The sequence below is a fragment of the Calidithermus terrae genome, from assembly GCF_003574345.1.
GTDB classification, from domain to species: domain Bacteria; phylum Deinococcota; class Deinococci; order Deinococcales; family Thermaceae; genus Calidithermus; species Calidithermus chliarophilus.
The window spans coordinates 20,101-34,345 of sequence record NZ_QXDL01000017.1; the positions used below are offsets into that span (position 1 = coordinate 20,101).

9 protein-coding genes are annotated in these 14,245 nt (G+C 71.8%); 7 read left to right on the forward strand and 2 right to left on the reverse strand.

Annotation, left to right across the window (positions count from 1 at the left end; translation table 11 throughout):
* Positions 1-126 precede the first annotated feature (126 nt).
* Both Mterra_RS03610 and Mterra_RS03615 read left to right on the forward strand, forming a co-directional pair.
* On the forward strand, positions 127-2,571 hold the full coding sequence (locus Mterra_RS03610; protein ID WP_170159540.1) for a PAS domain S-box protein: 2,445 nt from the start codon (positions 127-129) through the stop codon (positions 2,569-2,571).
* Positions 2,572-5,298, forward strand: a complete 2,727-nt coding sequence (locus Mterra_RS03615) for a diguanylate cyclase (RefSeq protein ID WP_119313927.1) — start codon at positions 2,572-2,574, stop codon at positions 5,296-5,298.
* 154 nt (positions 5,299-5,452) lie between these two features.
* Here Mterra_RS03615 and ada read toward each other — a convergent pair whose 3' ends face one another.
* Positions 5,453-6,511 carry a bifunctional DNA-binding transcriptional regulator/O6-methylguanine-DNA methyltransferase Ada gene (gene ada, locus Mterra_RS03620; RefSeq protein ID WP_119313928.1) on the reverse strand — a complete coding sequence of 353 codons (1,059 nt, stop codon included), beginning with the start codon at positions 6,509-6,511 and terminating at the stop codon, positions 5,453-5,455.
* 167 nt (positions 6,512-6,678) lie between these two features.
* Here ada and Mterra_RS23555 point away from each other — a divergent pair, with 167 nt between their 5' ends.
* From Mterra_RS23555 to Mterra_RS03645, 5 genes are all read left to right on the forward strand, one after another.
* Positions 6,679-9,270, forward strand: coding sequence for a GAF domain-containing protein (locus tag Mterra_RS23555; protein WP_119313929.1), 2,592 nt, complete (start codon positions 6,679-6,681; stop codon positions 9,268-9,270).
* A gap of 407 nt (positions 9,271-9,677) precedes the next feature.
* Positions 9,678-10,124 (forward strand): GspH/FimT family pseudopilin, encoded by a 447-nt coding sequence (locus Mterra_RS03630; protein ID WP_119313936.1) that lies wholly within the window; start codon positions 9,678-9,680, stop codon positions 10,122-10,124.
* 109 nt (positions 10,125-10,233) lie between these two features.
* Positions 10,234-10,668 (forward strand): type IV pilus modification PilV family protein, encoded by a 435-nt coding sequence (locus Mterra_RS03635; protein WP_245971515.1) that lies wholly within the window; start codon positions 10,234-10,236, stop codon positions 10,666-10,668.
* Complete coding sequence (locus tag Mterra_RS03640; RefSeq protein ID WP_119313931.1) at positions 10,640-11,575, forward strand: PilW family protein; 936 nt, start codon at positions 10,640-10,642, stop codon at positions 11,573-11,575. The genes Mterra_RS03635 and Mterra_RS03640 overlap by 29 nt, the downstream gene beginning before the upstream one ends.
* A gap of 1 nt (position 11,576) precedes the next feature.
* Positions 11,577-13,460, forward strand: a complete 1,884-nt coding sequence (locus Mterra_RS03645; RefSeq protein ID WP_119313932.1) for a DUF4900 domain-containing protein — start codon at positions 11,577-11,579, stop codon at positions 13,458-13,460.
* 454 nt (positions 13,461-13,914) lie between these two features.
* On the opposite strand, the gene Mterra_RS22160 is transcribed toward Mterra_RS03645, so the two are convergent.
* Positions 13,915-14,245, reverse strand: a 331-nt coding sequence (locus tag Mterra_RS22160) for a hypothetical protein (RefSeq protein WP_218022867.1), incomplete at its 5' end; no start/stop codon positions are given.

Below are 14,245 nucleotides of genomic sequence, written 5' to 3' on the forward strand. Positions count from 1 at the left end.
CGGGTTTGCCTGTACCCTGGTAATGGCCCAGGCACGGGCTTGGAGGGGGGGAACCCTGCGGCATGGCGCTGAGGTCGGATGCTCCGGGGACTGCCGATGCTTTCTGAGCGAAGCTGGCCCTTACGCGTGTTCCTGACGTACGTGGGGCTGGGCATCGCCTGGATTGTGCTGAGCGACCGGGTGCTGCTGGGGCTGGGCCTCTCCCCCCAGCAGATCACCCAGCTGCAGGGCCTCAAGGGCACCGCCTTCGTGCTGCTGAGCGGGCTGCTGGTCTTCGAGCTGACCCGGCGTTTCCAGGCCGCGCAGGAGCGCGGCCGCCGGGAGCTCGTCCGCAGCGAGCAGATGTACCGCACCCTGGCCCGCGACCTCCCCAAGGGCGCGGTGTTCCTCTTCGACCACGACCTGCGCTTTTTGCTGGCCGAAGGGCAGGGCCTGGCCGAGGCCGGGCTGAGGCGCGAGGACCTCGAGGGGCGCACCCTGTCCGAGGCCGTCCCGGCCTCCGCGCCCTACCTCGAGCCCCTCTACCGCGCGGCCCTGGCGGGCGAGACCCGCACCGACGTGCGCGAGTACCGCGGCGCACACTACAAGGTCGTGGTCCAGCCCGTCCGCGACGCCGGGGGAAAGGTCTGGGCGGGGTTGGCCGTGGGCTACGACGTCAGCGAGATGGTCGAGGCCCAGCAGGCCCTGCGCCAGCGGGCCGAGCTCGAGGGCAACTTCCGCCGCCTCTTCGAGGAGAACCCCCTGCCGATGTGGGTCTACGACCGCGAGAGCCACCGCTTCCTCGAGGTCAACCGCGCGGCCGTGCAGACCTACGGCTACAGCCGCGAGGAGTTCCTGGGCATGACCCTCCTCGACATCCGGCCGCCGGAGGAGGTGGGGCGGCTGCAGGCCAACCTGGCCCAGCCCCGGCAGGAGCACGAGAGCAGCGGCCCCTGGCGGCACCGCCTCAAGGACGGGCGGGAGATCTGGGTGGAGATCGCCTCGCACGTGCACACCTACGCCGGGCGGCCGGCGGTGCTGGTGACCGCCAAGGACGTGACCCGCCAGGTCGAGAGCCAGCGCGCCCTGCAGGCCAGCGAGCGGCGCTTCCGCGCCCTGGTGGAGAACGCCCCCGACGCGATCAGCCTGCTCGACCCCCAGGGGAACATCGTCTTCGACACCCCGGCCTCCACGCGCATCCTGGGCTACTCCCAGGAGGAGCGGCTGGGCCAGAACGCCTTCGAGCTGGTGCACCCCGAGGACCTGGCGGCCACCCGGGAGGTCTTCGGGCGGGTGCTCGAGCGGCCCGGCGGCCTGGGCTCCGCCCTGATGCGCTTCCGCCACAAGGACGGCTCGTGGCGCTGGCTCGAGGCCATCGCCTCCAACCTGCTGCTCGAGCCGAGCGTGGGGGGCGTCGTGGTCAACTTCCGCGACGTCACCGAGCGCAAGCAGGCCGAGGAGGCGGTGCTCGCGCTCAACGCCCGCCTCGAGCAGCGCGTGGGGGAGCTCGAGGCGCTGCAGAAGATCGACCAGGCCATCCTCAACCGCGAGGGGATGGCCGACATCGCCGCCCTCATCCTGCGCGAGACGCTGGAACACCTCGAGGTCGAGGCCGCCGCGCTCTACCGCTTCGACGCCGCCGCGGAGGAGCTGGAGTACGTGGGCGGGCAGGGCTTCCGCGGCTCTGGCCTCGCCCGCAAGCGGGTCCGGCTGGGGCAGGGCCTGTTGGGCGGGGTGGCCCGGCGGCTCGAGCCGCTGGAGGTGCCCGACATCTGGGCGGCCGGGGCCGACAGCCCCCGTGTCGAGACCTTCCGCGAGGAGGGCCTGGTGGGCTACGCCGCGGTGCCGGTGCTGGCCGGGGGGCGGCTGCAGGGGGTGCTCGAGGCCTTCCGCCGCGCCCCGCTGCACCTGGGCGCCGGCGACCGGGCCTTCCTCAAGGCCCTGGCGAACCAGGCCGGGGTGGCGCTGGCCCACGCCGAGCTGCTGGCCGGGCTGGAGCGGGCCAACGCCGAGCTGCACAGCGCCTACGACCACACCATCGAGGCCCTGGCCGCGGCCATCGACCTGCGCGACCACGAGACCGAGAACCACTCCCGCCGCGTCACCGAGCTCACCCTCGAGCTCGCCCGGCGCATGGGCATGGGGCCGGAGGAGCTGCGCCAGGTGCGCCGGGGCGCGCTGCTGCACGACGTGGGCAAGCTGGCCGTTCCCGACGCCGTGCTGCTCAAGCCCGGCAAGCTCACCGAGGAGGAGTGGGCCGAGATGAAGAAGCACCCCGTCCTCGCCTACGAGTGGCTCTCCCAGATCCCCTTCCTCGCCCCGGCGCTGGAGATCCCCTACGCCCACCACGAGCGCTGGGACGGCACGGGCTACCCGCGCGGCCTGGGGGGGGAGGAGATCCCCCTGGCGGCCCGCGTCTTCGCAGTCGTGGACGTGTATGATGCCCTTACCTCCGACCGGCCCTACCGGGCAGCCTGGAGCCAGGAGAAAACCCTGCGCTACCTGCAAGAGCAAGCCGGCACCCACTTCGATCCCGCCGTGGTTGAAGCCTTCTTGGGCATGATCGACCGCGAACGGGAGAGGGCGGGTTGAATGGCCCTGCGCCATAAGCTGCTGCTGGCCTTTCTGCTGCCGCTGGGCTTGGCGTTGGGGGTCTCGTGGGCGGTCCACGCCGCGCTGGCCTCGAGCCTCTCCACGGGCCGGTGGGTCACCCACACCCTCCAGGTCATCGCCGCGGTGCGCGAACAGCGCGAGGTGATCCAGGAGGCGGTGGCGGCGCTGCGGGGCTACCTGGTCAGCGGCGAGCCCCGCCTGCTCTCCGAGTACGACCGGGCGCAGGGCCGCTTCGCGGAGGTCAGCCAGGCGCTGCTGGCGCGGGTGAACGACAACCCGCCCCAGGCCGAGCGGGTGCGGGAGCTGATCGCCCGCTTCGAGCGCTGGCAGGAGGAGGTGGCCGAGCCCGAGGTGCGGGCCGTCCAGAGCGGCCAGCCGGTGCCCCCCGCCCTGATGGCGCGAAGCCAGGAGCAGCTCGGCCGGATCCGGGGGGTGAGCGAGGCCCTCGAGGCCGCCGAACAGGCGCTTTTGCAGGAGCGCCTGGCCGCGAGCGAGGCCGCCTCGAGGCGGGCGCAGTGGCTTGCCGTGGCCGGGCCCGCCTCGGCGCTGGCCCTGGCGCTGGGGATGGTGCTGTGGCTGGTGCTGCACGCCCTCCGGCGCATCCAGCGCCTGGCGGGGGTGGCCCAGGCTCTGGGCGAGGGCGACCTGTCGCACCGGGCCCCGGTGGACGGCGCCGACGAGGTGGGCGAGCTGGCCCGGACCCTCAACCGCATGGCCGGCCGCCTCGAGAGCGCCCAGGAGACCCTGCGCCGCAACGAGGCCGCGCTGCGCTCGAGCCTGCGCCGCCTCGAGCTGCTGCCCCGGGTGAGCCAGACCCTCATCCACAGGCGCGACCTCGACCAGATGCTGCAGGGCCTGGTCAACGACGTCGCCGCCGCGCTGCCCGCCGACCGGGTGACGCTGATGGTGATGGACCTCGAGGAGCGCCGGGTCACCCATAGCGTGCGGGCGGGCCCCGGGGCGGGGCAGGTGGTGGACGTGGGCTTCGACGAGCTGATGCAAGGCCTCACCGGCTGGGCCCTGCGCGAGCTCGAGCCCGCCCTCTCCCCCAAGGGCCGGCCCGACCCGCGCGAGAGCCCCGAGGTGCAGCGCCGCCGCGCCGAGACCGGCTGCGGCGCGGTGCTGGTGATGCCCCTGCACTACCAGGGCCGCAAGCTCGGCACCCTCACCGCCATCAACCGCCCCGACCAGCGCGACTTCGACCAGCAGGACGTGGAGCTGCTGGAGACGGTCATCAACCAGGCGGTGGTGGCGATCGAGAACGCCCGGCTGTTCGAGTCGGTCAACCAGAGCGAGGCGCTGTACCGGGGAATGGTCTCGGCCCTGAGCGAAGGGGTGGTGGTGCAGGACGCCCAGGGGCACATCGTCGCGGCCAACGCCGCGGCCGGGGCCCTGCTGGGCCTCACGCCCGGCCAGATGGTCGGGCGCAGCTCGCGCGAGGCGAGCTGGCGCACGGTGCGCGAGGACGGCCGTCCCCTCCCCGGCGAGGAGCACCCCTCCATGGTGGCCCTGCGCACCGGCCAGCCCCAGCAGGGGGTCATCATGGGCGTGCACCGGCCCGACGGCGCGCTGGTCTGGATCAGCGTCAACGCCCAGCCGCTGTTCCACCCCGGCGAGGAGCGCCCCTACGCGGCGGTGGCCTCCTTCTTCGACGTCACCGAGATCAAGCAAACCCGCGAGGCGCTGGCCCAGCAGGTCGCCAGCCTCGAGGCCGAGCGCAGCTTCGAAAGCCGGCTCAACCAGCTCTCGAGCCTGCTGCAGGCTTGCTTGAGCCTGGAGGAGGCCGGCGAGGTGATCGCCCACGTAGCGCCCGGGCTCTTCGAGGGGACGGGCGGGGCGGTCTACCTGCTCAACCCCTCGCGCAACCTCATGGAGGTGCTGGCGAGCTGGGGCGGGCCCCCGCCCGAGGCCTTCAGCCCCGAAGGCTGCTGGGGCCTGCGCCGCGGCCAGCTCCACTGGGTCGCCGACAGCCGGAAGGGGCTGAGGTGCGAGCACCTCGAGGGGGCGTTGCCCGCGAGCTACGCCTGCCAGCCGCTGAGCGCCCAGGGGGAGACGCTGGGCCTGCTGTACCTGGGCAGCCCGCCGCCCACCGAGGCCCCCGAGCGTGAGCAGCAGCGGGTGATGCTGGTGTCCGACCAGTTGGCCCTGGCTATCGCCAACCTGCGGCTGCGCGAGACGCTGCGCCACCAGTCCATCCGCGACGCCCTCACCGGGCTGTTCAACCGCCGCTACCTCGAGGAAACCCTCCAGCGCGAGTTCTTCCGCGCCCGCCGGGCCCAGCGGCCCCTGTCGCTGCTGTTCTTCGACGTCGATCACTTCAAGAGCTTCAACGACGCCCACGGCCACGAGGCCGGCGACCAGGTGCTGCAGGCGCTGGGCCACCTGGTGCGCTCGCGCTTCCGCGCCGAGGACGTCCCCTGCCGCTACGGGGGCGAGGAGTTCGTGGTGATCCTCCCCGACGCGCGCCTCGAGGACGGCCGCCGCCGGGCCGAGCAACTGCGCGAGGCGGCCAAGCACCTCGCCCTGAGCTACCAGGGCAAGACCCTAGGGCCCATCAGCCTCTCCGTCGGCGTCGCGGCCTACCCCGAACACGGCGACAACCCCGAAACCCTCCTCGCCATGGCCGACGGCGCCCTGTACCAGGCCAAGCGCCAGGGCCGCGACCGGGTGGTGGTGGCGGATTGGGGCGAGGGGGAGCAGGCGTAAGGCCGGGGTCTGTCAAGGGCCGAGGGCCAAAGCGTCCCGCGTCTGGCGTCTTGCGTCCAGCGTCTTGCGTACGACGCACGAAGTAGGACGTACGACTGGCGTCTTGCGCCTTGCGTCTTGCGTACGACGTACGACCCGCGTCATCGGCTACCGGCTACCTGCGGACAACCGCCGCTCGCTCCGCTTCGAGCAGCTTCCGCTTGCGCTCCAAACCCCAGCGGTAGCCCGTGAGCTTGCCGCCCGCGCCGATGACCCGGTGGCAGGGCACCACCAGCGGGACCGGGTTGGCGCCGCAGGCCCGCGCCACCGCCCGCACGGCCTTGGGGTCGCCCAGGGCCCGGGCGAGCTCGCCGTAGGTGCGGGTCTGGCCGGGCGGGATCGCCCGCAGGGCCTCCCACACCCGCAGTTGGAAGGCGGTGCCGCGCAGGTCGAGGGGGAGGTCGAGGGAGGCGGGCTGGCCGCAGAGGTGCTCGAGGATGGGCTGCGCGTACTCGGCGAGCTGGCCGGGCTCGAGCTCCGCCTGGGCGAACTCCGCGCGCAGCAGGGCCTCGAGCTGTTGGCGGTCCTCCCCGAAGTGCAGCGCGCACAGGCCCTTCCCGGTGGCGGCGAGCAGGGCCAGGCCCAGCGGGGTCTCGGTGAAGGCGTAGCGGATTTTCATGCCTTTTCCTCCTCGGCGGTAGGTGGCGGGGCTCATGCCCAACTGCGAGTTGGCGTTGCGGTAGAGGGCGTGGCTGGAGCCGTAGCCCGCCTCGTACATCCCCTCGGTCACGCTGGCGCTCGAGCGCAGGCTCTCCTTGAGCCGGCCCAGCCGCAGCGCGGCCGCGTACTCTCGGGGCGAGAGGCCGGTCTCCTGCTTGAACAGCCGCTGGAGGTGGTAGGGGCTCAGGCCCACCCGGCGGCCCAGCTCGGCCAGGGTAGGCGGGGTGGGGGCGCGCTCGAGCTCGGCCTTGACCCGCCGGACCACGTCCAAGCGCGCCGGGACCTCCCGCGGGCGGCAGCGCAGGCAGGCCCGGTAGCCGGCGGCCTCGGCGGCCTCGGGGGTGTCGAAGAAGCTCACGTTGTGGGGCTTGGGCCGCCGGGCGGGGCAGGAGGGGCGGCAGTAGATGCCGGTGCTGCGCACCGCCACCACGAAGCGGCCGTCGGCGCTGCGGTCGCGCCGGGCGAAGGCGGCCCAGCGGGCGGCGTGGATGGGGTCCTCGGGGCTCAGGCTCATGCCCCTAGCCTAGGGCCCGGGCCGCCGTGGGGCTATCCGGGGCTTGCGGTCAAACCCGGGGCTTCCCGGCCTCCGGGGTCGCGGCCCTGGCGCTGCCGAAGCCCCTGCAGGGCGCTGGGTCATCTAACCTTACCGGGGGGCTTCGGGGTGTCTAAACTGCGGTTGGTATGGGTTGTGCGCACCGGAGTTTGCTCGAGCTCTTGCGCCAGCTCGTCAAGTCGGGGAGTGTCGAGGAGTTCTTCCAGCGGGCCCTGCCCGGAGCCCTGGGGCTCATCCCCGACGCCGACGCGGGCAGCATCGTGGTGCGCGGGCCGGAAGGCTACCGCTACACCGCCGTGGCCGGCTTCGACCTGAGCGTGCTCCGTGCCATCCGCTTCTCGCCCGAGCGGGTCTTCGCCTGGTACGGCGGCACCCGCCAGCAGGCCCTGCAAGCCCTCCCCCGCGCCCACCGCGTCGCCGAGCACCCCTCCGACTTGCACCCCGTCGAGTCCAACCTGGCGGGCTTTCACTGGACGCTGGTGGTCCCCGTGCCCCTCGGGGGCGAGATCGAGGCCATCCTCAACCTCGACCGCCGCAGCCCCGAGCCCTTCAGCGCCGAGGCCTTAGGGCTCGCCGAGGAGCTGGGCAAGAGCCTGGAGGTGGTGCTGCGCTCCCTGCGCGAGCAGGAGCGCGCCCGCGAGCGGCTGCAGCGGGAGGAGGTCCTCTCGAGGGTGCTGGCCTCGCTCGCGAGCTTCAAGGAGGCCGAGGCCCTGTGGGCCTCGCTGCCCGGGCTCGTCGCCGAGCTCATGCCGGTCGCGCTGGCCGCCGCCCTCCGCCGCGAGGGCGAGGTGATGCGGGTGGTGGGCAGCCTCGGCCCGCAGCCGCCCGTCGGCTACGTGCTGCCGAAGGGGGAGGGGATGTCCTGGCGGGCCATCGAGCAGCGCCAGGTGCTGTTCGCCTCCTTGTGCGACCCCCGCGTCCACCGGCTCGAGGTGCCCGACCCCGAGCGCTACCACGCGGCCTTCGTGCCCCTCTTCGACCCCGAGGGCGGGCCGCTGGGGGCGCTGGCCTTCCACGGCGAGCAGGAGTTCTCCCCCGACGACGCGGCGTTGCTGAGTGTGCTGGCGCAGGGGGTGGGCAACGTGCTCTCGAAGCTCGAGGCCCAGGCCGCCCAGGCCCGCGAGGTGCTGCGGCTGGAGGCCCTGGCCCAGGCGACGCAGGCGCTCGGCCCGGCCCACACCGCCGAGGAGGTCTACCGGCGCACCGTCGAGGAGGCGTTGCGCCAGACCCGCGCGGTCTCCGCCCTCCTCAGCCGCCTCAACCCGGCCGACGAAAGCCTGGAGGTGGTCGCGGCCGCCGGGTACGCGGCCGAGCGGGCGGTGGGGCTGCGGTTCTACAACGGCCAGGGGGTGGCCTGGGAGGTCTACCGCAACAAAGCGCCCCTCTTCATCCCCGACGTGTCCCGGGTCGCGACCTCGCAGTTCGCCTCCGGCAAGCGCAGCGCGGGCTCATACCTTGGGGTGCCCCTCTCCGACCCGGAGGGGCAATTCATCGGGGTGCTCTCGGTGGACACCGCCGGGCAGGAGGGCTTGGCCGGGCCGCGGCGCCTGACCCCGGAGGACCGCTACGTCCTCGAGGCCCTCGCCCAGGTCGCGGGCGTCGCCATCTCGAGGCTCTCCGCGCTCAGGCAGGCCCAGCGCCAGGCCGACGCGTACCGCGCCCTGGTGCAGATGTCGGCCGACCTCGAGACCCTCACCGACCCCGCGGAGGTCGCGCGCCGGGCGCTGGAGACCCTGCTGGACCTCACCGGGTTCGAGGCCGGCAGCCTCTACCGGCTCGAGGCGAGCGAGGAGCACCCCAAGGGGTACGCCCACTGGCGACCGGTGGTGCAGGTCGGGCGCTACCCCGAGCCTCACCCCGGCGTCGCCGGCAGCACGCCCATCTGGCTCCGGCCGCAGAACGTGGACCGGGCCCTGGAGGGGGGAACGGTGTGGATCCCCGACTACCAGACCTGGCCCTACGCGCTGCGCGAGTACAAGGGCAGCGGGATCCGCTCGGTGCTGGCGGCCCGGCTGTCGCAGGGGGAGCGCGTGGTGGGGGTGCTGGCCCTGGGCACCTTCACCCGGCCCCACGCCGTCTCGCAGGAGCACCTGGCGCTCTTCGAGGCGGTGGCCCGCCGCCTCGAGCGGGCCCTGGAGCGGGTGGCCCACCTCGAGGAGATCACCCGCACCCGCGAGGCCGCCCTGCGCTCGCTGGGCCTGGGCCTCGAGCTGCGCGACCTCGAGACCAAGGGCCACACCGACCGGGTGGTCGCGCTCAGCATGGCCCTGGGCGAGCGGCTGGGCTTCGCCGACCTGGAGGGCCTGCGCCTGGGGGCCTACCTGCACGACCTGGGCAAACTGGCCGTGCCCGACGAGGTGTTGCAGAAAGCCGGGGAGCTGAACACGGGCGAGTGGCGCATCATGAAGACCCACCCGGAGATCGGCTACGAGATGCTCCAGGGGCTCTCCTTCCTGCCCGACACCGCCCTCAACGTCGTGCGCTACCACCACGAGCGCTGGGACGGCACCGGCTACCCGCAGGGCTTGCGCCAGCAGGCCATCCCCCTCGAGGCCCGCATCTTCGCCGTGGTTGACGTCTACGACGCCCTGTCCCACACCCGGCCTTACAAGACGGCCTGGGAACCCCAGGCCGTGCGGGCCGAGCTCGAGGCCCAGGCCGGCAAGACGCTCGACCCCGAGGTGGTGCGGGCCTTCCTCAGCCTGTTGCCCGCGGCCTGAGGACGGAACAGGCCAACCCCCGGCCGCCTGAATGCAATGCTTCCACTTGACCGCGGCACTCCCCCGCGAGCTATGCCGCCCGCGGCGTAGCGTCCGCCCATAGCACGTCCTCGAGCCCCTGCTTTAACCGAAGTTCGCGACAAACGCCGAAAAAGCCATGAACATCCGTGCATCCTGCCATTTAGGACTATGGACGCGGATCAATTTCCGGCCGGATTGACACAGCAAGTGCCACGATCCACCCGGTTAACTTCTCATGAGGGCGCGAATTTTCCCTCGGTTGGCTAAGGGAACGGGCCTTCCGGATCATGAGGGGGCTTAATCCGCCAAACACCCCCAGATGGGGGTGGCGGTTTTAAGCTAAAGATAACCTTAATTCTGATAAGTATCTAACCTACACTCCGAGTATGCGCTCCTTAAAAGGACTGACTTTGTTGGAAATGTTGGTGGCTTTGGCGCTGCTGGGCAGCGTCATGGCCCTGGGCCTCATGGGTCTGGGGAAGCTGCGCGGCCAGCTCAACCTCGAGAGCGCCGCCGAGATGCTCGCGCAGGACCTGCAAAGCTGCCGCGCCCGTGGGCTTTCGACCGGAAACCCCTGGCGCTTGCGGGTCAGCGGGTCGAACGCCTACGTGCTCGAGGAGCAGGTCAGCGGGAGCTGGGTGGTGCGGCAAACCCGCGCGCTCACCGGGTCGGTACGGCTGAGCAACGTCGCCGTGGGCAACACGGTCACCTTCGACACCCGCAGCTACATGACGCTCGACCCCGGCACGCTCGAGGTCCGGGTGACGGACGGGGCGCGGACCCTGCGCGTCCTGCCGTCCATGGCCGGGGCGGTCAGGGTCGTCAAGCTCTGAGGCGGCTCGAGGCGCGCGTGAGGATGGAGGTGGGTCCGCTGTTCGAAAGCGATCTTTTCCTGGTTCCCGACCCGGCTAAACGTCCCTACAACCTCGACAGGAGGTCGTTTTGAAGAAGCTAGGCATGACCTTAATGGAGGTGCTCCTGGCGCTGGTCATCCTCGGCCTGGCCCTGGGGATGTTCGCGCCGTCGGTGGTCGGCAGCATGCAGGCCAACGCCGACAACCGCACGCGGGCCCAAGCGGTCGCCGCCGCCGAAGGGTGGCTGGACCGGTTCCGCGCCAAAACCCTCGACTTCAACGCCTTCACCACCGCCAGGACCTACGGCTACGGCTACGACTACGCCAACGACCCCACCTTCGTCGCGGCAGGGGATCCCAGCCCCGCGTCCCTCAACGCCGAGTGGGGGCGCTACGCCTTCCGGGTTCAGACCACGTTGTTCGCCAGCAGCCCGCAGGTCTGGAGGGTGGACGTCACCATCCGCTACGCCAGGGTAAAGGGAGGGGAGGCCAGCTTTGCGCTCAGCACTTTCGTCGACCAATAAGCGCCGCGCGGGGTTCACCCTGGTCGAGATCCTGGTGGCCCTGGCCATCGTCGGGATCCTCATGGCGCTGGCTACCCAGGCGATCTCCTCGTCGTTGCAGCACAAGCGACGCGAGGACACCCGCTTGAGCACCCAGCAGAACCTGCGGGCCGCCCTGACGCTCATCGCCCAGGACCTGCGCTCGGCGGCGGGCCTGCACGTCTGGAACCAGAGCAGTTGCGGCGCCAGCGCCGCCTGCAGCAACCACACCCGGGTCAGCATCGTCACCCTCGACGGGACCAGCACCCGCGTCGCCGAGCCGCCCGGCAACAGCTTCACGAACTCGGCGGAGACCCGAGTCTGCGACGCGAGCGAGTTCCAGGACGGGGACACGGCCATCCTGCTCAACGGCAGCGAGTACCAACTGATGCAGATCACCCACGTGCACCACCGCACCCCCGGCTGCAACTCGAGCCCGCCCGAGAAGCTGCAGCACAACACCACCCGGATCTCGGGGCTGTGGAGCCCGGCGGCTTACATCTTCAAAGCCCAGATCGCCACGTACCTCCTGCAGACCGACCCGCTCGACCCCAGCCAGACCGTCCTCTTCCGCAGGACCGGCTTGGGCACCCCCGGGGCGCAGACCGGCGTGGTGGCGTTCGGCATCTCGAGGATCCAGGTCTGGTACGGCGTCCCGCTCAACCCCTCCGACCCCTCCTCCCAGCTCGTGTTCTACGAGACCCTGGACGCCGCCGCCAGCGCCCTGGGCGGCACCTACAGCGCCTACCCCAACGTCCCCGGCAGCCGCTACGTCGGGAACGAGATCCGCGCGATCCGCGTGGCCCTGACGGGCCAGAGCGCCGAGCTCTTGCCCAACGGCGCGCGGGACACCCTCACCCTGTCGCAGACCGTCGACCTTAGGAGGTAGCATGCGAAATCACGGCCTCGCCCTCATCACCGCCCTGGTCCTGCTGACCGTTCTGGTCTCGGTGATCACCATCCTCTTCGTGGGCTCGATGGGCGACCTGCAGCAGAGCCGCTCGAGCGTCCAGCTCGCCCAGGCCCGCGCCGTGGCCGAGGCCGGGGAGACTTATGCCCGCTACGCCCTGGCCGGCCCCGCCCGCTCCGACATCCGCAACGCCATCCTCCCGCTCATGTCGGCCACCGCCGACCCCTACTCCGAGTGGGTAATCCCCCAGAGCCAGTGGAGCAGCCTGGCGACCACGATCCAGAACACCCTCAACACCAACTTCGGCAGCGTCGCCGGGGCTTCGCTCGGCGGCATCGGCTCGGCCACCGTCCAGTACAGCGTGAGCAACCTGCGCGGGCTGGCCTACGCCACCGCCGGCCAGGCGCCCGCCCAGACCTACGTCGCCGACTACGTCATCACCTCGACCGGGAGGGCCGGCGGTGGGATACGGCGCGTGCAGGACAAGGGGATCTTCCAGATCCAACTGGGCAGGCCCTCGCTGTCGCAGTGGCTCTTCCTCGTCGACGACGCGGAGGGCGACGCGGGGTTCTTCCCCACGGGCACCGTGTTCAACGGGCCGGTCCACGCCAACCACGCGTGGGGCTTCTGGGGAACCCCCGTCTTCCGGGACGTCATCAGCACCAGCGACGACGGCGCTTACTACTACAACGCCAACGGCAGGTGCGGGGGCGCGAGCAGGGTCTGGGTGAGGGGCGACTCCCGCCCGCCCTGCACGGTGCCCCGCTTCGAGAAGGGCTTCATCCGCGGCGCCCCCGAGGTGGAGCTGCCCAACTCCACGCTCTCCCAGCAGCGCGCCGCCTTGGGCATGGACCCCCTCGACACCTCGACCCCGAGCAACTCCGAGATCTGCTACCGGCTGGGCCTGCACAACCCCCCCACCCGGCGGTGCACCGGCAGCCCCTCGATCCCCGACGGGGTCTATCTGGTCAACGACGGGGGGAGCGTCCGGGGCGGGATCTACGTGCAGGGCAACCTCGACCAGCTCCGGCTCGAGGCCAGCGGCGACGGCAAGCAGGTCTACACCCTGAGGCAGGGCAGCAACACCTGGGTGATCACCGCCGACTACGCCGCCAACACCACCTCCGTCAGGCTCAACGGGGGGCCCTTGCAGGTCTTCTCGGGCGTCCCCAACGGCCACGCCCCCCTCGGCAGCGGCGGGCCAACGGGCCAGATCTACGTCACCGGACGCATCGACGACCTGCGCGGCCCCGGCCGCAGCGGCCCGCTGGCCTGCGGCGTCGATTACCCCGGCAACTCCGACCTCTGCCCCGACCACCCGCCCCCCGACCAGATCCGGCCTGCCCTCTCCAAAGAGACCCAGCTCAACATCACCGCGGTGAACAAGATCGGCGTGACCAGCGACCTGGTCTACGAGTGCGACCCCACCAAGGTGGCCGACGGCGGCTACACCAGCAGCCGCCCCCGCTGCGTCAGCGCCGACGGTTCGGTCCCCACGGTGCTGGGCGTGTTCTCCCAGCGCGACCACATCGTCATCGAGGACAGCCCCGTGAAGGCCCCCGACAACATCTACCTGTGGGGCTCCTTCCTGGCCGGGGCGAGCGGCAAGGGCTTGGCCGTGGAGAATTACGGCGGCCGGGGCAAACAGGGCAAGATGCACGTCTACGGCGGGGTGATCCAGTCGTCCGACCAGTTGCGCGGCACGCTCAACAGCTCCGGCGGCCTGGGCAGCGGCTACATCGAGACCTACGACTACGACCTGCGCTTCGCCAACAGCACGCTGGCGCCGCCCAACTTCCCCACCGTGCGCAGCTTCGACCTCCAGACCATCGTCCCGGTGAAGATGAGCTTCAGGGAATACTGAGCGTCTTCGGGCCAGGCCGCCGAGTGGCTCGGCGGCCTGGCCCTTCCGTTTCGCGGACAGCCCTCACCCTATGAACCCTTGCCCGGGAGTCGGAGCACGCGGCAGCCGACCGGAGGCGCGGGCACCCGGGGAAGCCCGGCCGCACCCGGCTCGAATACCCGATCCGGTCAGCCCGGCGCCGGGCTGACCGGATCGGGGTTATCCGCGCGGCGGAGGGCGGCAGCGCCCCGCGGGAGGAGTGCGCCCTGGGGCTCTTCGGATTTGGAGATTACCCTCTTGAACCCGGTATAAGCCGGCAACGGACCGGCCGGACCCGTGCTCGAGGCCCCTGTCGCCGAGCTCGGCTGCCGCCGCGGCGGCAAAGCGTCCAACCCCTCCTCCTCCCCGCAGGGAGGGCTTCTGGGAAGGGTTAACCCGTCGGCTTCGCCGCCCGGTTAAGTTAGGCCGGCCTCGCTCACAGCGGCACCTGGACGTGGGCCGCGCCCTCCCAGGCCGACAGCGCCCGGGCGTAGGGCTCCAGCAGCCAGCCCAGCAGCGAGTACCCCTTGAGGCGGTTCTCGGGCTGGGCCACGGCCTGGGCAGGCTTATACGCGTAGAGGAGGGTGGAGGCCCGGTAGGCCAGGGCCCCCTCCACCCGCAGCCCGGCCTCCGCCAGCAGCGCCTCGGCCTCGGCCCGCTTGGCCGCCACCGCCGCCGGGTCCGGGTCGTACAGCTCGCACACCACCGCCACCCGCCCCGCACGCCCCAGCGTCCGCCTCAGCCCCCGCAGCACCGCCAGCTCCGCC

What these genes read in the sequence shown, in the direction of transcription:
- Mterra_RS03615 (WP_119313927.1), top strand. Translation starts at nt 2,572, where the DNA reads ATGGCCCTGCGCCATAAGCTGCTGCTGGCCTTTCTGCTGCCGCTGGGC.
- ada (WP_119313928.1), bottom strand. Translation starts at nt 6,511, where the DNA reads ATGAGCCTGAGCCCCGAGGACCCCATCCACGCCGCCCGCTGGGCCGCC.
- Mterra_RS23555 (WP_119313929.1), top strand. Translation starts at nt 6,679, where the DNA reads ATGGGTTGTGCGCACCGGAGTTTGCTCGAGCTCTTGCGCCAGCTCGTC.
- Mterra_RS03630 (WP_119313936.1), top strand. Translation starts at nt 9,678, where the DNA reads ATGCGCTCCTTAAAAGGACTGACTTTGTTGGAAATGTTGGTGGCTTTG.
- Mterra_RS03645 (WP_119313932.1), top strand. Translation starts at nt 11,577, where the DNA reads ATGCGAAATCACGGCCTCGCCCTCATCACCGCCCTGGTCCTGCTGACC.